The organism is Rhodoglobus sp. G.S.23 (assembly GCF_056675935.1).
Map to the genome: position 1 here is coordinate 864,796 of NZ_CM155237.1, position 20,499 is coordinate 885,294.

General features: G+C 60.3%; 20 protein-coding genes. 9 read left to right on the forward strand and 11 right to left on the reverse strand.

The annotated features are described in order from the left end of the window. Positions 1–25 precede the first annotated feature (25 nt). The gene (locus AC1ENN_RS04160; RefSeq protein WP_449648636.1) at positions 26–1,321 is read left to right on the forward strand and encodes a citrate synthase; all 1,296 of its coding nucleotides are present in this window, start codon (positions 26–28) and stop codon (positions 1,319–1,321) included. Between the two features lie 81 nt (positions 1,322–1,402). Here the strand turns inward: AC1ENN_RS04160 and dapD are convergent, their stop codons facing one another. Then, a complete protein-coding gene (dapD, locus tag AC1ENN_RS04165; RefSeq protein WP_480391892.1) occupies positions 1,403–2,344 on the reverse strand; it encodes a 2,3,4,5-tetrahydropyridine-2,6-dicarboxylate N-succinyltransferase in 942 nt (313 codons plus the stop codon). A 26-nt stretch (positions 2,345–2,370) separates the two neighbouring features. Between dapD and dapE the strand changes: the two genes are divergently transcribed. The 3 genes from dapE to AC1ENN_RS04180 all read left to right on the forward strand — a co-directional run bounded on the left by dapE (position 2,371) and on the right by AC1ENN_RS04180 (position 4,947). Continuing rightward, positions 2,371–3,468, forward strand: a complete 1,098-nt coding sequence (gene dapE, locus AC1ENN_RS04170) for a succinyl-diaminopimelate desuccinylase (RefSeq protein WP_480391893.1) — start codon at positions 2,371–2,373, stop codon at positions 3,466–3,468. Continuing rightward, positions 3,450–4,679, forward strand: coding sequence for a hypothetical protein (locus AC1ENN_RS04175; RefSeq protein WP_480391894.1), 1,230 nt, complete (start codon positions 3,450–3,452; stop codon positions 4,677–4,679). Before dapE ends, AC1ENN_RS04175 begins: the two co-directional genes overlap by 19 nt. Before the next feature lie 94 nt (positions 4,680–4,773). Further along, positions 4,774–4,947, forward strand: a complete 174-nt coding sequence (locus tag AC1ENN_RS04180; RefSeq protein ID WP_009774258.1) for a DUF3117 domain-containing protein — start codon at positions 4,774–4,776, stop codon at positions 4,945–4,947. A 107-nt stretch (positions 4,948–5,054) separates the two neighbouring features. Here AC1ENN_RS04180 and uvrA read toward each other — a convergent pair whose 3' ends face one another. Both uvrA and AC1ENN_RS04190 read right to left on the reverse strand, forming a co-directional pair. Then, on the reverse strand, positions 5,055–7,565 hold the full coding sequence (uvrA, locus tag AC1ENN_RS04185; protein ID WP_480406738.1) for an excinuclease ABC subunit UvrA: 2,511 nt from the start codon (positions 7,563–7,565) through the stop codon (positions 5,055–5,057). Between the two features lie 99 nt (positions 7,566–7,664). Continuing rightward, positions 7,665–8,297, reverse strand: a complete 633-nt coding sequence (locus tag AC1ENN_RS04190; RefSeq protein ID WP_480406739.1) for an O-methyltransferase — start codon at positions 8,295–8,297, stop codon at positions 7,665–7,667. Positions 8,298–8,359: 62 nt separating this feature from the next. Here AC1ENN_RS04190 and AC1ENN_RS04195 point away from each other — a divergent pair, with 62 nt between their 5' ends. Then, positions 8,360–8,743, forward strand: coding sequence for a sec-independent translocase (locus tag AC1ENN_RS04195; protein WP_449648630.1), 384 nt, complete (start codon positions 8,360–8,362; stop codon positions 8,741–8,743). Here AC1ENN_RS04195 and AC1ENN_RS04200 read toward each other — a convergent pair. Beyond that, on the reverse strand, positions 8,740–10,302 hold the full coding sequence (locus AC1ENN_RS04200) for a succinic semialdehyde dehydrogenase (RefSeq protein WP_480406740.1): 1,563 nt from the start codon (positions 10,300–10,302) through the stop codon (positions 8,740–8,742). The two genes, AC1ENN_RS04195 and AC1ENN_RS04200, sit on opposite strands and share 4 nt — an antisense overlap. Positions 10,303–10,362: 60 nt before the next feature. Between AC1ENN_RS04200 and AC1ENN_RS04205 the strand changes: the two genes are divergently transcribed. Continuing rightward, complete coding sequence (locus tag AC1ENN_RS04205) at positions 10,363–11,751, forward strand: MFS transporter (protein WP_480406741.1); 1,389 nt, start codon at positions 10,363–10,365, stop codon at positions 11,749–11,751. Beyond that, complete coding sequence (locus AC1ENN_RS04210; protein WP_449648627.1) at positions 11,748–13,238, forward strand: pyridoxal phosphate-dependent decarboxylase family protein; 1,491 nt, start codon at positions 11,748–11,750, stop codon at positions 13,236–13,238. Before AC1ENN_RS04205 ends, AC1ENN_RS04210 begins: the two co-directional genes overlap by 4 nt. Positions 13,239–13,252: 14 nt before the next feature. Here AC1ENN_RS04210 and AC1ENN_RS04215 read toward each other — a convergent pair whose 3' ends face one another. Then, complete coding sequence (locus AC1ENN_RS04215) at positions 13,253–14,197, reverse strand: LysR family transcriptional regulator (protein WP_480406742.1); 945 nt, start codon at positions 14,195–14,197, stop codon at positions 13,253–13,255. Between the two features lie 71 nt (positions 14,198–14,268). On the opposite strand from AC1ENN_RS04215, the gene AC1ENN_RS04220 reads away from it, so the two are divergent. Continuing rightward, a complete protein-coding gene (locus AC1ENN_RS04220; protein ID WP_449648625.1) occupies positions 14,269–14,391 on the forward strand; it encodes a hypothetical protein in 123 nt (40 codons plus the stop codon). 101 nt (positions 14,392–14,492) lie between these two features. On the opposite strand, the gene AC1ENN_RS04225 is transcribed toward AC1ENN_RS04220, so the two are convergent. The 5 genes from AC1ENN_RS04225 to AC1ENN_RS04245 form a co-directional block, all read right to left on the reverse strand. Beyond that, positions 14,493–14,714 carry a helix-turn-helix domain-containing protein gene (locus tag AC1ENN_RS04225; RefSeq protein WP_480406743.1) on the reverse strand — a complete coding sequence of 74 codons (222 nt, stop codon included), beginning with the start codon at positions 14,712–14,714 and terminating at the stop codon, positions 14,493–14,495. Beyond that, complete coding sequence (locus AC1ENN_RS04230) at positions 14,714–15,196, reverse strand: DUF2975 domain-containing protein (RefSeq protein ID WP_480406744.1); 483 nt, start codon at positions 15,194–15,196, stop codon at positions 14,714–14,716. Before AC1ENN_RS04230 ends, AC1ENN_RS04225 begins: the two co-directional genes overlap by 1 nt. A 94-nt stretch (positions 15,197–15,290) precedes the next feature. Beyond that, entirely contained in the window at positions 15,291–16,454 is a 1,164-nt protein-coding gene (locus AC1ENN_RS04235; protein WP_480406745.1) for a P-loop NTPase, read from the reverse strand. Then, a complete protein-coding gene (locus tag AC1ENN_RS04240) occupies positions 16,451–16,987 on the reverse strand; it encodes a DUF1003 domain-containing protein (protein ID WP_480391898.1) in 537 nt (178 codons plus the stop codon). Before AC1ENN_RS04240 ends, AC1ENN_RS04235 begins: the two co-directional genes overlap by 4 nt. Beyond that, the gene (locus tag AC1ENN_RS04245) at positions 16,974–18,305 is read right to left on the reverse strand and encodes a magnesium transporter MgtE N-terminal domain-containing protein (RefSeq protein WP_449648620.1); all 1,332 of its coding nucleotides are present in this window, start codon (positions 18,303–18,305) and stop codon (positions 16,974–16,976) included. Before AC1ENN_RS04245 ends, AC1ENN_RS04240 begins: the two co-directional genes overlap by 14 nt. 36 nt (positions 18,306–18,341) lie before the next feature. On the opposite strand from AC1ENN_RS04245, the gene AC1ENN_RS04250 reads away from it, so the two are divergent. Further along, positions 18,342–18,920 (forward strand): YflT domain-containing protein, encoded by a 579-nt coding sequence (locus AC1ENN_RS04250; protein WP_480391899.1) that lies wholly within the window; start codon positions 18,342–18,344, stop codon positions 18,918–18,920. 62 nt (positions 18,921–18,982) lie between these two features. On the opposite strand, the gene AC1ENN_RS04255 is transcribed toward AC1ENN_RS04250, so the two are convergent. Further along, on the reverse strand, positions 18,983–20,461 hold the full coding sequence (locus AC1ENN_RS04255; protein WP_480406746.1) for an aminopeptidase P family protein: 1,479 nt from the start codon (positions 20,459–20,461) through the stop codon (positions 18,983–18,985). Positions 20,462–20,499: the final 38 nt, after the last annotated feature.

Genomic DNA, 20,499 nt, shown 5'->3' on the forward strand with positions numbered 1-20,499 from the left:
CATTCAAGCCCGATAGGCTGTAGCGGTGAATGAAGCCCCTCAAGACCCAGAGAAGGCCATCCTCCATTTTCCGGGTGGCGCTGCCGAATTCCCGATAATTCGTGGAGTCGATGGTCACAACAGCATCGATATCTCGACCTTCATGAAGCAGACCGGCTATACGGCGCTTGATCAAGGTTTCGTTAACACGGCATCGACTCGTAGTGAGATCACCTACATCGATGGCGATCGTGGCATCCTGCGTTATCGCGGTTATGCGATCGAAGATGTTGCCGCGAACTCCACGTACCTCGAAGTCGCGTGGCTGCTCATTTATGGTGAGCTTCCTTCTGCGTCACAGCTCGAGGAATTTGACGAAAAGATTCGTCGTCACACTCTCTTGCATGAGGACCTCCGTCGCTTCTTTGATGCACTGCCGCACAGCGCGCACCCCATGTCTGTGCTCTCAAGCGCAGTGTCAGCCTTGTCGACCTACTACGAAGACTCGCATGACGTGCGAGACCCCGAGCAGGTCGAGCTTTCGACCATCCGTTTGCTCGCGAAGCTGCCCGTCATCGCCGCCTACGCTCACAAGAAGTCTCTTGGTCAGGCGCTGCTCTACCCCGACAACTCGTTGAGCTTCGTCGACAACTTCTTGAAGCTCAACTTCGGCAACATGGCCGAGGACTACACGGTCAACCCCGTGCTGAGCAAGGCGCTCGACCGCCTTCTTATCTTGCACGAAGACCACGAGCAGAACGCATCCACCTCAACGGTGCGGCTCGTCGGTTCGACAGAAGCCAACATCTTTGCGTCGATTTCTGCAGGCATCAATGCCCTCTACGGCCCGCTTCACGGCGGCGCAAACGAGGCCGTGCTCAAGATGCTTGGCGAGATCCAGCAGTCTGGCGAAGGCGTTCAGAAGTTCGTGGAACGCGTCAAGCGCAAAGAAGAAGGCGTGCGGTTGATGGGCTTCGGCCACCGCGTCTACAAGAGCTTTGACCCGCGTGCGCGTCTCGTGAAAGAGAGTGCGGATGAGGTGCTCGCCGATCTTGGCGTCAGCGACCCCCTGCTCGACATCGCGCGCGAACTCGAAGAGGTTGCTCTCGCGGACGACTACTTCATCTCGCGCAAGCTTTACCCCAACGTCGACTTCTACACGGGAGTCATCTACAAGGCGATGGGCTTCCCTCCACGCATGTTCACCGTGCTGTTCGCGATTGGCCGCCTTCCTGGCTGGATCGCCAACTGGCGCGAAATGAATGAAGACCCGAACACGAAAATCGGTCGCCCGCAGCAGTTGTACACGGGCCCTGAAACCCGGGCGTGGCCCCAGCGCTAGTCGCACACACCGCTTAATCACGAACGGCCGGCTTCCCTCGGGAAGCCGGCCGTTTCGCGTCTGCTGGGTTAGGGCTTCACGCTAGGCGTGCAGTGCCGTATTGAGCACTACACCGCTGCCGCTGCGAGGGAGAACTTCAACGCCGCCCGTGAGCGAATTGCGCCGGAAGAGGAGGCCGTTCACGCCACTCAGCTCGACAGCCTTGACGCGGCGCGGCGTCGCCGAACCATCAATGATGGTGACCTTGGTGCCTGCCGTGACATAGAGCCCTGCTTCGACGACGGTGTCGTCGCCGATCGCGATTCCGATTCCCGAATTGGCGCCGAGTAGTGCGCGTTCGCCGATGGAGACACGCTCGGTGCCCCCGCCGCTGAGAGTTCCCATGATGGATGCTCCGCCGCCGATATCGGCACCATCACCGACGACAACGCCCTGAGAGATGCGGCCCTCGACCATCGAGCTACCGAGCGTTCCGGCGTTGAAGTTGACGAATCCCTCGTGCATGACGGTGGTGCCGGGGGAGAGGTAGGCGCCGAGGCGCACTCGCGAGGCGTCCGCAATACGAACGCGCTCCGGTACGACGTAGTCGAGCAGGCGCGGGAACTTGTCGATTCCAGTGATTGCAATGCCAGCGCGCTGCAGGGAGACGCGCAATTCCGCGTAATCGTTGGGATGAACGGCTCCGGCGTTCGTCCAGACAACGATCGGAAGTGCGCCGAAGAGTCCGTCGAGGTTGATGCTGTTTGGCTCGACGAGCAGGTGACTGAGTAGGTGAAGTCGCAGGTAGGCGTCTGCCGTGTTCTGCGGTGCGGCATCCAAATTGATCTCGATCGTCACGAATTCGGTGGTAACGCGGCGCCGATCGTCTGCCCCTAAATGCTGTTCGAGATTGGCGGGGGCGTAGTGCGGGTCGGTGCCCTCTGGGATGGATCCCAAGTGCGGAGCGGGGAACCACACATCGAGTGTTGTTCCGTCGCCGGCGATTGTTGCGAGTCCGTATCCCCATGCTGTGCGCGAAGTCATGCATCAAGGTTACTTACACTGGGTGCATGCCTGTGACCGATCCCACCGTTCCCGTGCTCGATTTGGGTGCCTCAAGCCCCGAACTGACCCGCCAAATTTGCGATATTGAGTCGGTCTCCGGCAATGAACAGCGCATCGCGGATGCCGTGGAGATTGCGCTTCGGGCGTTCAGCCACCTTGAAGTGATTCGGGATGCGGATGCCGTCGTTGCTCGAACGAACGGCGGTAAGGCGCAGCGTGTAGTGATCGCTGGCCATCTCGACACTGTTCCAGTGAACGCAAACCTGCCAACCACCCTTGAGACGATTGATGGCGAGGAACACCTGGTTGGCCGCGGCACGGTCGACATGAAGGGTGGCGTTGCGATTGCTCTCAAGTTGGCTGCAGAACTCACTGACCCCGCCGTTGACGTTACGTGGATTTTCTATGACCACGAGGAGGTTGCCGCTGAGCTCAACGGGCTCGGTCGTATCGCCCGCAATCGTCCGGATTTGATGGCCGGCGACTTCGCCATTATTGGTGAACCTTCGAACGCCACGGTGGAAGGTGGCTGCAATGGAACCGCACGCATCGACATCGCGTTGACTGGCCTTCGCGCACACTCAGCGCGCGCGTGGATGGGCGAGAACGCAATCCACGCAGCAGCGCCCATTCTGGCGATCCTGGCTGCCTACGAGCCAGAGCAGCACGAAGTCGATGGGCTGGTTTACCGCGAGGGCCTCAACGCCGTCGGCATCACTGGTGGCGTTGCTGGCAATGTGATCCCGGATGCCGCGACAGTCACCGTCAATTTCCGGTTCGCGCCCGACCGCAGCACCGATCAGGCAATCGATCACTTGCGCCACGTCTTTGCTGGCTTCGATTTCGTTGTTACTGACCTTGCTGGTGGTGCTCGCCCTGGACTCGATGCTCCGCTTGCGCGAAACTTTCTCGCCGCCGTTGGTGGAACGCCGGCACCGAAATATGGCTGGACCGATGTAGCGCGCTTCGCTGAACTCGGCGTGCCAGCCGTGAACTACGGACCGGGAAACCCTCTGCGTGCTCACGCTGACGATGAGCGCGTGGCGACGCGGGAGATTGTGGCCTGCGAGCAAGGGTTGAGAGCGTGGCTGACGGCTCGCTAGCCTCCGTGGTGCGCCGCGCGACGACTGCGGTACTCGCTCCTGAGCGATGGTGGATTGCGGTCATCGCAATTTTTGTTGCCTCGCGAGTGGTGACGACGTCGCTGCTGTTGGCGTACGCATCCGCTCAGGGTGCCAACGCGTGGACGGGGCCCAAGCCAGACTATTTTTCGTTCGCGAAAATCTGGGACGGGCACTGGTATTACATCATTGCGCTCACGGGCTATCCGACGGAGCTGCCGATGAATGAAGCCGGGCACGTCGCTGAGAATGCGTGGGCGTTCATGCCCGGTTATCCCGCCGTAGTGCGTTTTGTCATGATGGTGACGACCCTCGACTTCGCCTACGCCGGGGTGATTGTCTCGGTTGGCTTCGCGCTCGGTTCTTCATTGTTGTTTTACCGGCTGATGAGCCGCGTGCTTCCCTCGAATTCGGCGCTGTTCGCTGTGGCAGTTTTTTGTTTCGCTCCGCTGTCGCCCATTCTGCAAGTGTCATACGCCGAGTCGATGTCACTGTTTTTGCTCATGCTTGCGCTGTACTGGCTCATGAAACGCCAGTACTGGATGCTGCTGCCGGTCATTGCCGTCATGTCGCTGACGAGACCAAGCGGGCTTGCGTTCGCGCTCGCCCTTGGGCTGCATGTTGTTTATCGGTGGTGGGTTCGCGACCGCGATGGTTTCCCGCGGAACGAGGCAATTGCTGCGATCTCGGCAACCGTGTTCAGCGTGGTGATGGGGTTTGCGTGGTTGCTCATTGCGGCTGCGATGACCGGGTCCATAACCGCCTACACCGATACTGAATTGGCGTGGCGCGCTCCCTATATCGGTCAGGTCGAACTTGTGCCGTTTACCGCCTGGTTCCAGGCCGCTGGCTTCTGGCAGCTGTGGTGGAACATCCCGCAGTGGCTACTTTCGGCACTGTTGGTTGCGGCTGTTGTCGGTTTCTTCGGGCTCTTGCTTACTCGGCCGGCACGCCGCTTAGGCGTTGATCTACGTTTGTGGCTGGCGAGCTATGCGCTCTATCTCTTGGCAGTGTTCTTTCCCCAATCGAGCACGTTCCGTCTGCTGATGCCGATGTTCCCGTTGGCGGGAGTGCTCGCGCAGCCACGGTCACCCACCTACCGAATCCTCTTGTTACTCGCCTGTATTGCTGGCCAGTGGGCGTGGATCCATATCGCGTGGTGGGTCGACAACTACGACTGGACTCCACCATAAAGTGACGAGTTCTCCAGAGATGAGCCGACAGAGTTTCAGTATCGGCGATCTATGCGGGATAATAGAACTAAGTACCGATGAAAGGGGACTAGCTATGGCAGCCATGAAGCCGAGGACCGGTGACGGGCCGATGGAGGCTGTCAAAGAGGGTCGACTCATTATTGTTCGAGTACCTCTCGAAGGCGGCGGTCGTCTCGTTGTTTCTGTGAACGATGACGAAGCTAAAGAACTGCACGACGCACTTGCGGGTGTTGTAGCTTCCGTCTAGGTAGCTCCACTCAGTGCCAGTGATTGTGCGGAATCTTCCGCAATCTTTCCCGAGCATTTAGTTTCAACGAAAGCGCCAGCCGGGTTCCGGTTGGCGCTTTCGTGGTTCTACGGGCGTGCAGTCGCTGATTGCTGAGGTGCGCTCGTTGCCGCCTGCTGCTGAGCGATCCAGGCCGCCAGGTGCACCGCGGTCGCTCCGGTGCCCTGCGCAATGTCGTTTGGCGTACCCTCCGCCACAATCTGGCCGCCTGCATCGCCACCGCGGGGCCCCAAATCGATGACCCAGTCACTTGCTGTGATGGCGGCTTGATCGTGTTCTACGAGCACCACAGTGTTTCCGGCGTCTACAAGACGCTGCAATTGTTCGAGCAGTAGCCGCACATCCGCGGGGTGGAGGCCAGAGGTTGGCTCGTCGAGCAAGAAAAGCGCGTGTCCGCGATGAGCGCGCTGCAGTTCGGTCGCCAACTTGATGCGTTGCGCCTCGCCACCGCTGAGCTCCGTGGCTGGCTGTCCGAGTCGAAGATAGCCAAGCCCGACATCCCGAAGTGTCTCGAGACTGCGGGAGGCCGATGGCACGTCGGCGAAGAATTCTGCTGCTGTGTCGACGGTCATCTTCAACACTGACGCAATCGACTCTCCGTGATATTCAACCTCAAGCGTTTCCGCGTTGTAGCGCGCACCGTGACAGGTTTGGCACGGCGCGTAAGTGCCGGGCAGAAAGAGCAACTCGACCGAGACGAATCCTTCGCCCTGGCAGGTCTCGCAGCGGCCGCCAACAACGTTAAACGAAAAACGGCTTGCGCTAAATCCGCGTGCTTTCGCCGCATCCGTTGCTGCGAAGAGTTTGCGCACGACGTCGAACATTCCGGTGTAGGTGGCGAGATTCGATCGCGGTGTTCGCCCGATGGGGCGCTGGTCAACAAGCACGAGGCGACTGAACGCTTCGACGCCAGTGGCGGCATCCACTTCCACCTGCAGCTGTGCGTCGTCTGCATCATCCGGTGCCGTACCGAGATGGTTGCGCACGACGCTCGCGAGCACCTGAGTGACGAGAGTCGACTTGCCTGACCCTGAAACGCCGGTCACCGTGGTCATGACGCCGAGCGGAATGTCCACCGAGACATCGCGAAGGTTGTGGAGCGAAGCGCCCCGCAGGCGCAACCACGAATGAGCCTCACGGATTGGATGAGCGGGAGCCTCGGCCCGCGGAAAGAGATAGTGGCCCGTTATGGACTCGTCAACGTCCTGCAGCCCAGCGACGGGCCCCGAGTAGACGAGTTCTCCGCCGCCTTCGCCCGCTCGGGGACCGATGTCGATCACCCAATCGGCGCGACGGATGACGTCGAGATCGTGTTCGACTACGAAGAGCGAGTTGCCGGATGCCTTCAACCGGTCGAGTACATCGAGTAGCGGTTGCGCATCGGCAGGGTGCAATCCCGCGGAGGGTTCATCGAGAACGTAGATTACGCCGAAGAGGCCGGAACGCAGTTGGGTCGCAATGCGTAGTCGTTGAGATTCACCGGGGGAGAGCGTGGTGGAATTTCGTCCGAGACTGAGATAGCCGAGGCCGAGATCCAGCAGGACCTCAACGCGGGCGATGATGTCGTTACCAATACGAGCGGCTACCTCGTTGGGGTCGTGCGGTGCGGTCGAGTCAGTCGCCTGTGGCGCACCGGATGCGTCGATTCCCTGACGCAACTGAACGGTGAGGTCGGCCAACGGCACGGCATTCATTTCGGCGATGCTGAGGCCAGCGAACGTGACTGCCCGCGCGTTTGGCTGGAGCCCACTACCGGCGCAGTCGGGGCAGCCCATGCTCTGCACGAAGCGCAACGCGCGGTCGCGCATCCGTTGGCTCTGTGACTGTGCCAACACGTTCATGATGTGCTTGCGTGCACTCCAGAATTTGCCGTAGTAGCCGAAGTCAACCCGATCTCGCTCGGGTTTCACCAGCACGGATGGTTGTTCTTCTGTGTACAGCAACCAGTCCCGATCTGCGCGAGTCAGTGACCGCCACGGCTTCTCGATATCGATTCCGAGACCAGTAACGATGCTGCGCAGGTTCGCGCCCTGCCACGCCCCTGGCCACGCCGCAATGGCACCATTGCGGATGCTGAGGGACGTATCGGGAACGAGAAGCTCTTCCGTGACGTCATGCACAACGCCGAGACCGTGGCAGCGAGGGCACGCGCCGGCGACAGTGTTTGGGGAGAATGCTTCGGCCGAAAGATGGTCGATGCCCGCGGGATAGTTGCCAGCGCGGGAATACAACATGCGCAGCAAATTCGACAGAGTCGTGATGGTGCCAACGCTTGATCGTGAACTTGGGGCACCGCGGCGTTGCTGGAGTGCCACAGCCGGTGGCAATCCCGAAATCTCACCCACGTCGGGAGCGCCCACTTGATTGAGTAAGCGGCGAGCATAAGGCGCTACCGATTCAAAGTAGCGTCTTTGGGCTTCCGCGTAGAGAGTGCCAAAGGCGAGCGAAGACTTTCCTGAGCCAGAGACTCCGGTGAAAACCACTAATGAGTCTCGAGGGATGTCGACGTCGATGTTGCGGAGATTGTGCTCACGAGCACCCCGCACCTGTACCCAGCCATCCACATCGTTCAGTGTCATTGTCTCAACACTACGTACCCGGGCTGAGAGTGAGCTAACCGCGGTATAGGGCTAACGGCACAGCGCCGCGTGCCGACTTCGAAACGAGGTAGTGCGTTGTTAGTCGCTCAGCTTGGTGAGCTGCAGCAGACCGTCACCGACGGGAATGAGAGAACTGATTACCGCCTCAGACTGAGAGATCTCGTTAAGCAGCGACCGAAAGTTCGACACGGTGGCATCACGTTGAGCAGGGTCAGCGACCCGGTCACGCCACAGAGCATGGGCAACAGCAACGACGCCGCCCGGTCTGACGAGTCGAAGTCCGTGTTCGACATACTCGATGACTGATTGAGGGTCCGCATCGATGAAGACGAGGTCATAACTTGACTCGTTCATGCGCGGCAGAACTTCAGAGGCCTTGCCGCCGATCTGGCGAACCCGATTCGCGGGAATATTGGCCTCCGCGAAGACGGCGCGCGCTACCTGCTGGTGATCAAGTTCAGAGTCGATGGTTGTGAGTAGCGCTGTTGGGCTACCGGCGAGCATCCACAGTCCACTGATGCCAACGCCGGTGCCAACTTCGATGATGCTCTTGGCGCTGGTTGCGGCAGCGAGTATCGCTAATTGCGCTCCCACTGCTGGCGAAACAGCTTCAATGCCGAGTTCACTGGAATGTACGCGCGCCGCAGCGATCTCTGGGCGTTCGACAACGAACTCCTCGGCGTACTTCCAGCTCAACTGCTTGTCTGACACATTGCTCCTATCGCTGCCTCAACTGTAGACGCAGCGAGCGTTGCCGCCGGTAAGCTAAACGGGTGTCCTTCGGTCTCAGTTTCGACAAGCTGCTCATCATTGGGCTTATCGCTGTCTTTTTGCTTGGGCCAGAACGCTTGCCGTACTACGCGTCTCAGCTTGCTCGCCTCGTCCGCTCGCTGCGAGACATGGCCAACGGTGCGAAAGATCGCATGCGCGAAGAGATGGGCCCCGACTTCGACGAGATCGACTGGAAGCAACTTGATCCGCGCCAGTATGACCCGCGCCGCATCATCCGTGACGCGCTTCTCGACGATGACACCCCGCCGGTGACGGTGCGGCCCCCGCGGTCAGCGGCCTATGCAGAACGTCAGGCTGCTCTCGCCAAGAGCAAGAGCGAACTCCCTTCCGGGGAGAAAGCGCCGTTCGACAACGAAGCGACCTAGCGTCGTCGCAAGAGCTTCAGCGCGCTCAGCAGCGTGATCATGATGCCAGCCAGCGCCGCGAATTCTGCGCCAGTACGCGGCAATTGCAGAATGCCGTTCGATTGCGAAACTGTGCGCGATTGCACGAACCGCAAGATGCCTTCTGGCCCATTGCGGCGACCAAGCCCTGAGCTCTTCATGCCACCCATGGGTGCATCAACGCTAGAAAAGCTGCCTCGATAGCCTTCGTTGATATTCACGCTTCCCGCATCGAGGCGGTCAGCTAGCCGTCTGGCATGGGTGACCGAGCCACTGAAGATAGCGGCGTTCAGGCCAAATTCGGAATCGTTGGCTCGGTCAATAGCTTCCGTATCGCTCGCAACCGCGGCGATTGCTACGACGGGCCCGAACGTTTCGTTTGCGTAGCATTCCATCTCCGGAGTGACGTTGCCGAGCACCGTTGGAGCGAAAAAGTATGGCCCGATCTCGGGTCGCGCATACCCTCCCGCATGCACGACGGCGCCCTTTGCTAACGCATCGTCAACGTGTTTCTGAACGCGCTCAAGCTGGGCCGCTGAGGTGAGGGATCCGACGTCACCGCTGTAGTCGAGTGCCGCAGTCTGGTTGAGGTAGGTCACTCGGGTAGCAAGCTCGCGGGTGAACTCTTCGGCGATGGACTCGTGCACATAGATGCGTTCGATGGAGACACACAGTTGGCCCATCGAGGCGAAGCACGCATAGACCGCATCCGCTGCTGCTGTAGCTGGATCGGCATCCGCGAGCACGAGTAGGGGGTTTTTGCCACCGAGTTCGAGCGAAGCCCCGATGAGTCGGCCTGCAGCTCTCGCGCCGACGCTCGTTCCCGTCGGTGTTGACCCGGTGAAGCATACGTAATCACACGCGTCGACTACCGCGTTGCCCACTTCGTTGCCGGGGCCAGCGGCTATGGGCCACAATTCCGCTGGCACTCCCGCGTCGATGTAGGCCTCCCGAGTAGCAAGCATCGCGAGGGCGCCCTGGTTGTCGATCTTCTGGATGACGGCGCTTCCGGCGGCGAGCGCGGGAACAACATCCATAGCCCCGAGAGCGATCGGGTAATTCCACGGCGTGATGATGCCGACGAGTTGCTTGGGGCGGTAACTAACTCGAGTGCTCAGCACCAACGGGATGCTTGATCTCCGGCGTGTGCTGGCGAGCACACGTTTCGCTGACACCGCGTAGTAGCGAGTGACGGATGCGGCCTGAAAGATTTCCTCGAAGGCTTGGCCACGAGTCTTGCCAGTCTCAGTTTGCAGCAAATCAAGCAACTCTTCGCGTCGCTCAAGGAGGAGGTCGTGGGCGCGCAAAAGCACACGGCGACGGTGGGCAAAACCGGCGGCGTGCCACGCCAGCTGGGCCACCCGAGCGGATGCTGCGGCATCCCGAACATCGTCGACGGAACTCTGTGGCAACTCGTGTAGCCGCTGCCCGGTAAACGGCGCGATTACGGTGGTGGTGTGTGCAGTTGTGCAACTCAACTGAGCAACGAGGGCACCGCGACGGCGAACCCCAAGCAGTGCGGCAACGGTGTGTGGCGACATGCCTCAACACTACGACCGAGCAGCCCAATTTCGCCTGTGCAAAGCGCTAGGCTGACGAAGATGACGACCGCTGTGACGCGAGCTCTTACCCGAAGCACAATCGCTACCTACGCCATTGGTTCCCTCGGTACAGGGGGTTTCGCTGCCCTGCCTGGACTTGTGCTGGTGTACTACCTGACCGACACCCTCGGAATTGCTGCGATCGCCGCCGGAATTTTGGTGACGGTTGCCAAGGTGTGGGACGTACTGATCGATCCGGTGATCGGAGCCAGAAGCGACCGCAGTCTTGCCCATCGGGGCACCCGGCGCAGAGTCATGCTGGCGGGCGCGATTCTTCTTCCGATACTTTTCGTTCTGACATTTTCGGTTCCCGCAGGCATTGGCCCTCTGGCCTCTGGCCTGTGGGTTCTTGTCGCGTTCATCGCTGCTGCGACAGCGTTCAGCATGTTTCAGGTGCCGTACATCGCTTTGCCTGCGGAACTAACGAGCAGCTATGACGGACGAACTCGGCTGCTGGCGACCCGTGTTGTTGTGCTGACGATTGCGATTCTGCTCTTCGGCGCCGGTGCACCAGAAATCCGGGATGCATTTGCGGATGAACGACTCGGCTATCTCATCATGGCTGTGTCTGCTGCTGCCCTCATGGGAATCTCGCTCATCATCTCGTCGTTCTCAGCCCCCACCGGACTCACCGCCGTTGCGCCGACGGTGTCGATCGCTGACACCTATCGCGCGGGCGTTGCCGCTCTCAAACGCAGTCAACCGTTCCGCGCGCTGCTGCTGACCTTCCTGCTGCAAGGGCTCGCAACCGGCGTCATGCTGGCCGGCGCGCAGTATGTGGCAACGTGGGTGCTCGGCACCGGGGTTGCGATTCTCTTCGTCTCGCTCATCGGCCCAGCACTGCTCTTTGCCCCCGTGTGGGCTGCTATCTCTCGCCGCATCGGCAAAGAGCGCGCCTTTGTGTGGGCCTCGGCCTGCTACGGAATTGGTGCCCTGCTCATCGTGCCGCAACTGTGGTGGCCAGGCGCCTGGATTTACGCCCCCGTCGCGCTCGCCGGCGCCGGCTACGCCGGAATGCAGGCGCTGCCCATGTCGATGCTGCCCGACGTGATCTCCCACGACTCTCGACGCCACAAGATCGCCTCGGCCGGGACTTTCGGGGGAGTCTGGACCGCTGGCGAAACCACCGGTATGGCGCTCGGCGCAACGGTTCTCACGATTGTGCTCGCGGCATCCGGCTACCTCGAATCGGTCGCGAACCAAACCGTGGTTCAACCCGCCTCGGCGATCGCCGGCATCATCATCAGCTTCAGCGTTGTGCCCGCGGTGATCATCGGACTTTCTGTGCTGACCTTCCGGCGTTACCCATTGCGCCGTCACGACATCGATCAGGCCGACACCGAAACTGGTGCGACCGCTAGCGCCAATCGCGATCAGGAGAACCAGTGAATTTCGACCACGAACCCGCCGACATACTGAATCGTCTCAAAGAACTGCGAAGCGCGGATGCTCCCACTCACGGTGGGCGAGTGCTCTCCTATGTCTACGACTCAGGATTAGCCGAGCTCGACGAGCTTGCCGCGAGCGCGATTCGCGCTGTGCAGCCGGTAAACGGTCTCGACCCGACAACATTCACTTCTGTCGCGGTAATGGAACGTGAAGTTCTGGGGTTTGCTCGTGACTTGCTTGGCGGTGATGAGGATGTCGTTGGCACGGTAACAACGGGAGGTACCGAAAGTTGTCTTCTGGCGGTCAAGACCGCGCGCGACGTGTGGCGCGGTGCTGGGGATTCGGCGCGAACGGGTACGCCACGCTTGCTGGCGCCCGTGACGGTTCATGCGGCGTTCCAGAAGGCAGCTCATTACTTTGGGCTCGAACTGGATCTCGTGCCCGTCGGCCTTGACGGTGTGGTTGCCGCCCAAGATTTGATTGACCGATTCGGTGACGATGTCGCGATCGTTGTCGTGTCGGCACCGAGCTATGCCCACGCAGCGATGGATCCGGTGGTTGAGGTTGCTGCTGCGGCGGCCGAGCACGGTATCGCGTGTCACGTCGATGCGTGCATCGGAGGCTGGGTGCTCCCATTCTGGGAGGGCGTTGAGCCGTGGAACTTTACCGTGCCCGGTGTCACCAGTATCAGCGCAGATCTTCACAAGTTCGGATACGCCCCCAAGGGAGCGTCTGTGCTGTTGCAGCGCGGGCGAGACCGCCAGCGCGCCCAGTACTTCGCGACGACCCGGTGGCCGGGATACCCCATCGTGAACCCCACAATTTTGGGATCGAAATCTGCCGGTCCGTTAGCCGCGGCGTGGGCGATCATCCAGGCGCTGGGAACGAGCGGTCTCGCTGAACTCTCGGAGTCGTGTGCGCGCTCAACCCGAGCACTGCGCGACGTTGTCGACGGGATTGATGGACTGCGTGTTATTGGCGACCCGGTTGGTCCGTTGCTCGCTGTGGCATCCGATGAGAGTGTTGCTGCCGATCGCCGTGTTGACGCGCACCACTGGGCCGATCAAGTGAGAATGCATGGTTTCTTGCTTCAACTGCAACCGTCGCTTGTACAAAGCGATGGCAGCACGCTGCCAGCGACAACGCACCTCACGATCACACCGGTGACGGAAAGCGTGCTCGACGAGTTAAGCGCCGCACTACGCACGGCGGCTGACGAGGTTCGAGGGATTCCCGCGGTGTCTGCCGAGATGGCGCTCGCGGCGTTACCCGCTGAGGTACGCGCCGCGTTGGCGGCTCCGGATGCCCCTGTGCTCACGTCAGAGGCCGCGGCGCAGCTGCTTGCGACGATCGGACTCGCAGGGGCACAAGATGGACTCCCGGAGCGCATGGCGCCTCTGTTGGCGCTGATCGGCGCTTTGCCTGCACCTCTCACTGAGCGGTTGCTCACTGAATTGTTGGCGCGACTGGTGGAGCCAACCAGCTGAGCTCTGGACTGGCTCTAGCCAGATTGCGCGTTGCCGACAACGGGCTCGACGGTGTGCTCGCGTTCGAAGCGTGTCGCCTCATCCACGAGAGCCTTGACGACCGCACGCACTGAGGGACGTTCGGCGCGGTCAGGTCGCAGCAATGCAGAAATGAGGCGCGACGACGGGACTCCCTTGAGGGGTCTAGTGATGAGGCCATTTTCGCGGTCTCGGGTGGTGAAGCGCGGCAAGATCGCAATCCCGTGCCCTGCCGCGACGACGGCTTCGACGATGCTGTTATCTGTCAGACGTTGGGCAACTTTTGCCGGAGCACCGTTTGCCGCCTCGATGCGGCGAAGGATTCGATCGAATGGAAGCCCAGAGGGCACGCCGATCCAGGTTTCATCGATCAGGTCCGCTGGTGTGAGCGCGGCCTTCCGACCGAGGGGGTGGTCTTCAGGGAGGGCGACATCCAGAGACTCACGCATCAGAGGAACAACGGCGAGCCCGCGCTCGGTCCACGCTGGGAGCACGTGCGGAGAATCGGACACAACCACGTCGTAGTCAGCGGTGAGGTTCGCGACATCCTCAAGGACCGAGTCTTGGTCATTGCAGTGCAGGGTGAGGCCGGCGAGGCGATTGATCGAATGGAAGAGCCCGGGCAGCAGCATTTCGCCACCGGTCGGGAAGATTGTCATTGTGACTTCGCCTCGAGGTGACTCTCGAAAGTCATTCCAGAGAGCTTCAGCTTTTTCGATCGCGGTAGCCACATCCGTAGCAGTTTGGGCAAGCGCACGCCCGGCCGACGTCAAAACGATGCCTCTACCGACTCGTTCAGTGAGGGGGATGCCGGCCTCCCGTTCCAGAATTTTTAGCTGCTGCGAAACAGCCGACGGCGTGCGCATCGTGGCTTTAGCGACCGCCGTAATGCTGCCGCGGTCAGCAAGCTCGCGTAGCAGTTCGAGGCGCCGGATTTCCATGTAGTTACTCTACAAGGTTAGGTAAGAAAGATCATCTTGTTCTAAATGATCAAGCTTGATGGAATATAGACATGAACTTCGAACTGATCATCATTGGGGCACTGTCCGCACTCGGCATCATCGCAACCCTGCGCGCCGTAGCAACCGACGGATACCGTCGCGTGCCCACCCGTCGCTACAACACCATGCCGTAGCCAACCGCCAGCCGGTTTACGCAACACCACAGCAACTCATGCTGTGGTGTTTTTGCGTTAACTGCCAAGTCGTGACGTGGCGTTGGCGGATATAGCGGGCGCTAGGAATCCACGTGCTCGTCGTCGTCCCACACAAGGATGTCTCCAGGCTGACATTCGAGAACGCGGCATATCGCATCCAGGGTGGAAAATCGCACAGCACGAGCTCGCCCGTTTTTGAGTACGGCGACATTCGCTGGAGTGATACCGACCGCTTCCGCGAACTCGCCGACTGACATGCCGCGCTCGACAAGCAGGCGGTCGATCAGAATGCCGATCGCCACTAGACGACCTCGTCGAGTTCAGTTCTCATCAGCACAGCTCGTTGTAGCAGGGATTTCAGCACCAGCAAAACGAAAAAGAGTGTCACTCCAACCAGAGCGCTGGCGACTACTGCCAATGCCAGTAGCGGTGGGCCCGGTATGAAAGCGAGGGTTGCCCCCGCCGTGATGGTGGCAACCACCACACTCACGATGAGCAGATTTACCAATCGGGCTGCGTCGGGATTGAAGATGTGATCTTGCCGAATGAAGCCAACTAGAACAGCGGTGGAGGCGAGAATCACCTCGATGCAGAATCCGAATGCGAGGCCTAGAGTGAGCAGCGGAATCCGAAGATCCTCGAATTCCGGGTATTCGGTCGCGGCTATGCGCGACAGCGGCATTAGCGCGATGCAACTCGCCGCTACCGCGACCGCGAGCACACCAAGTGCGATCCACGTGGCTATTGCTGCTCCGAGCGAAGGTCGTAGCAAAGAAAGTTCCATAGATCGATAATCAATGGATATCTATTGAAAGTCAATAGAAAATGCTGGAGCAGTGGCTGGATGGCACCCGGATGCGCCAGGGCGAACGTCGCCGTTAGCGCGGGCTCAGCCCCAACTTGCGGCCAGCAACGCTGCGCTTGAGCGAACGGAGAGTGGTGGCGAGGGTGCGAATCGCTTGGGCCGCCGGATCCGCGGGAGCCGCGATCACCACGGGAACCCCGGAATCGCCGCCCTCGCGCAGGGCAATGCTGAGCGGGATCGAGGCCAGCACCGTGACGGGCTCGTCTGGCGTAGAAAGCTTGGCTGCGGCATCCGCCCCACCACCAGAGCCAAAGAGTTCGAGCACGCTGCCGTCAGGCTGGGGGAAGCCCGCCATGTTTTCGATGACGCCAATCACGCGTTGACCGGTTTGTCGGGCGACGAGGCCGCTGCGCTCAGCAACATCGGCGGCCGCAGACTGCGGCGTCGTCACGACAACCACATCGGAGTGGGGCAACAACTGCCCGAGTGAGATCGCCACGTCGCCAGTGCCTGGCGGAAGATCGAGCAGTAAAATATCGAGGTCGCCGAAGAACACATCGGTCAAGAACTGCTGAATCGTGCGGTGCAGCATCGGACCGCGCCACGACACAGCCGTGTTCTCTTCAACAAACATTCCGATCGAAATGACCTTCACGTCGTACGCAACGGGCGGCAAAATCATGTCGCCGACCTGAGTAGGTTTCGCGCCCTGGAGCCCAAGCAGACCCGGAATCGAGAAGCCGAAAACATCAGCGTCGATCACGCCGACTCGCAGCCCGCTTTGCGCGAGCGAAACCGCGAGATTGGCGGTGAGCGTTGACTTGCCAACGCCCCCCTTGCCGCTCGTCACGGCAACAATCTGCGTCAGTGAGTCAGGCCCGAACTGCATCGTCTTCGGGCGCCCTTTGCGCAGCTTTTCGGTGAGAGCATCGCGTTGGCCGCGCGACATGATCGACACGTCAACAGTGACCGCCGTGATGCCGGGCACACGTTCGGTAGCCTCGCGCACATCACGTTCGATGGAAGTCGCGGCCGGGCATCCAACAATCGTCAAAGTGAGACCGACGGATGCCGCACCAGCGTCATCGACCGAGACGCCCGAGATCATGTCGAGTTCTGTCACCGGCCGACGAATCTCGGGATCAATCACCGACCTCAGCGAGGCGAGCACCGCAGTCTCGAGGGGATTGCTTGGCGCTGAACTGTCAACCGAGCCCGCAGCGTCGTGAGGAGTCACGAAGAAGCCGATGCTTCGTCGTCGGCCTCGGGATCTTTCTCGAGCTCTTCGAGCAGAGAGCGAAGCTCGGCTCGAATGAAATCTTTGCTCGCCAGATCGGTCATCGCTAAACGCAAAGCAACCACTTCGCGAGCAAGGTATTCAGTGTCATTGAGGTTGCGTTCGGCCCGCTGGCGGTCTTGCTCAATCTGAACCCGGTCACGGTCATCTTGCCGGTTCTGGGCGAGCAGGATCATGGGAGCCGCATACGACGCTTGCAGCGACAGGATGAGGGTCAACAGCGTGAAGTTTGTCGATCGGGGGTCGAACTGGGCGCCGATGGGGGCGCTGGTGTTGTAAATCAACCAGACGCCGACGAAGGCGGAGAGGCCGACAAGGAACCACGGCGTGCCCATCCCTCGAGCAAACGCTTCGGAATAGCGCCCCATGCGGTCGCGACTCTGGAACATTCCAAAACCGCTGCGAAGACCCTTGGGAGTATCAAGGCGCAAGTCATTGCGCTGTGATCGTAGTGACCGCTTAGCTGGTGCCACGTGGTGCCCTCCCTGCGCGAATTGCTTTCTGCTGAACGATGGTTAGCGGTCGAGTAGAAGTGTCGTCGAAACTTGCAGACTCGTCGGTGGTACTTCGCCAATCATCGGGAAGCAGATGATCAAGCACGTCATCAATGGTCACCACCCCGAGTAGTCGGTGGTTGTCATCAACCACGGGAACCGAAACCAGGTCATAACTGGCGAGGATGCGCGAAACTTCCGCCGCCGTCGTCGACGAGCGCACGGGCTCAAGCGACTGGTCAATCAACGCGCCGAGGCGCTCGTTTGGTGGGTAGCGCAGCATCCGCTGAAAGTGAACCATCCCGAGCAGCCGCCCTGTTGGCGGTTCGTAGGGTGGCAAGGTTACGCAAATAGCAGCACCAAGAGCTGGCGCCAGCTCATGACGACGGATGAGAGCAAGACCCTCAGCGACGGTCGCGTCAGCAGACACAATGATCGGTTCGGTGGTCATGAGACCGCCAGCAGTATCGGAGTCGTAGCTCAGCAGAAAGCGAACGTCTTCGGCCTCTTCTGGCTCCATGAGATCAAGAAGAATTTCGCCGCGCTCGTCAGTGAGGTGGGCGATGAGGTCGGCCGCGTCATCCGGTTGCATCTGATCGAGCACATCGGCGGCGCGATCATCATCGAGCTTGTTGAGCAGATCCACCTGCTCTTTCTCGGGCATCTCTTCGAGCACATCGGCGAGACGATCATCAGAAAGCTCGCCGGCAACTTCCATCATGCGTTGCTCGGGCAACTCGAGCATGGCATTGGCAAGGTCGGCCGGAAGCAGATCAGAGAAGCTGGCGACAAGTTGGGTTGCTGACTGCGCTTCGCCCTTATGAGTGTCTTGCTTTATTTCGTCCCACGAAGCGAAATCAGTCGCTCCCTTTGCAAAAAGGGGAGCGCCAGTAGTTTTGGGGCGACGGAGGAAGAGTTGACTAACTTCCCATTCGCCGATGTCGACTTCTTCAATCGCAACATCTTCAATTTGAGCTTCACCGGAACCGTCGCGCATACCCACTCGACGACCGAGCAGTTCAGCCATGACACGAATCTCGCCACCGCGCTGTTCAAAGCGACGCAAGTTGAGCAGACCCGTCGTGATGATTTGTCCAGAACCGATGCTCGTAACGCGGCCAATGGAGAGAAAAACGTGGCGTTTGCCGGGGACTTCGGCAATCATGCCCACAACGCGCGGGCTCGCATCAGCGCGTTCGACGACGAGAACATCGCGAACCTTGCCAACGCGGTCTCCGTTGGGATCGAAGACCGAGCAGCCCACCAATCGGGCGACGAATACTCTTGAGTTGCTCACAACTAAAACCATACCCTTGCATGGGACAATGAACTGATGAGTAACTTCAGTGGATTCTCCCGCCGTGCGCGGCAACAGTCGAGCGTGCCGCGCGGAAACGTTCTCGGCAGCTACGAAAGCTATACCGACGCGCAATCCGTAATCAACACCCTCGCCAAGGCCGAATTCGACATCAAAGGCGTCGCCATCGTCGGCCGCGACCTCACAACAGTCGAGGTCGTCACCGTCCGATTGAGCTACGGTCGCTCAGCTCTTGCCGGGGCAACGACTGGCGCGTGGCTTGGTCTCTTCTTTGGGCTGATCACGACGATTCTGGCGCCGGTAACACCCCAGCAGGTAGGGATCTTCTTCGCCGCCATTCTGACCGGTGCTGGCATCGGAATGATTTTCGGAGTCGTCAACTACGCGATGATGCGCAAACGTCGCGACTACGCCGCAACATCGCAACTCATTGCTGATCGCTACGAGATCATCATCTCGCCCGACCTCGCAGCCAAAGCTCACGGCATTCTCGGCACTTCGGCTGGTGGGCAACTTGGCGTGCACGCCGCCCCTCACGTGCCGAGCCCATCAGAACGCGCCGGTAGTAACGACTCCGACCAGTCAGCCAATTAGCAAGCACCTGACCGCTACTAGCTAGGCGCGCGCCACACTCTCGCTGACGCGCGCCGTCAGCGCTAGGAGCGTGCGATCCACGCTTCGACAGCATCCGCACTGCGTGGGATGTTGACCGACAGATTTTCGGCGCCATCTTCTGTCACGAGGATGTCGTCTTCGATGCGCACACCGATCCCGCGGTACTCCTCGGGAACGGTGAGGTCATCAGGCTGGAAGTAGAGGCCAGGCTCGATCGTGAAGACCATCCCGGGCTCAAGCACGCCATCGAGGTACATGTCGCGTCGGGCAGCTGCGCAGTCGTGCACGTCGATGCCGAGGTGGTGACTGGTGCCGTGCACCATGTAGCGGCGGTGGAACTGGTTGTCTGGCAGCATCGATTCTTCAGCAGAAACGGGCAGCAGGCCCCACTCTGCGGTCTTCTCAGCGATTACCCGCATTGCTTCGGCATGGATTTCGCGGAACTTGATTCCGGGGCGAACGATCGCAAAGGCGGCATCTGCCGCTTCGAGCACCGCGTTGTACACGCGACGCTGAATCTCGGTGAAGGTTCCGCTGATCGGCAGTGTGCGCGTGATATCCGCCGTGTAGTAGCTGTCGAGCTCGATACCGGCATCGATAAGAATGAGGTCACCTGGCTTCACCGGGCCGTCGTTGCGGGTCCAGTGCAAGATGCACGCGTGCGGCCCAGAGGCAGCGATCGTGTCGTAGCCAACAGTGTTGCCTTCGGCACGAGCGCGACGATTGAACGTTCCCTCGACGAGACGCTCACCACGAGCGTGCTCCACAATGTTGGGAAGATCAGCAATGACATCGTCGAAGCCCTGCTGGGTGGCATTGACCGCGGCGCGCATCTCTTCAACCTCAAACGCATCCTTCACGAGACGAAGTTCGCTCAGATCACGGCTCAGGTCATTATCGCCATCGTGCTCGAGCGCTTCAGAATCGGCGGTCAAGAGACGACGACCATCAACCTGATCGGTGACGTCGCGGTCGCCATCGCGCACAATGAGCGTGGAGGAGTCGACAAGGTCGAGCACCGCCTCAAAGTCGGTCAGAGGCAAGGTCTGGATGCCGAGATCGCTAGCGACGTTACCGAGTGACGGGCGGGGGCCGGTCCAGAATTCTCCGACATCCGGGTTGGCATAGAACTCGTTGGTGTCTCGGCCTGCGGCCGGTCGGAAGTACAGGGTTGCGGTGTGTCCGGCATCCGTCGGCTCCATTACGAGCACGCTGCCGGCAACGGCGTCTGAGCCCCATCCGGTGAGGTGGGCAAAGGTGCTGTGGGCGCGGAACGGGTAGTCGGTGTCATTGGAGCGAACCTTCGCGGCACCGGCCGGAATGATCAGTCGCTTGCCGGTGTGGAGTGCGGAAAGTCGTGCCCGTCGGTCTGCAGCAAAGGCTGCCTGATCGCGGGGAGTGACATCGATCTCTTCTCGCTCGGCCCATCCAGAAGAGATGTAGTCAGCGAATCCCGAAGACTGGGGAGTCGTCGAGCGGTTAGAGGTCGCGCGGGGCGTGGGTGCTGATGAATCTGCCATACATCTAGTGTCGCCCCTAGTGCCCCAAAAGGCACTAT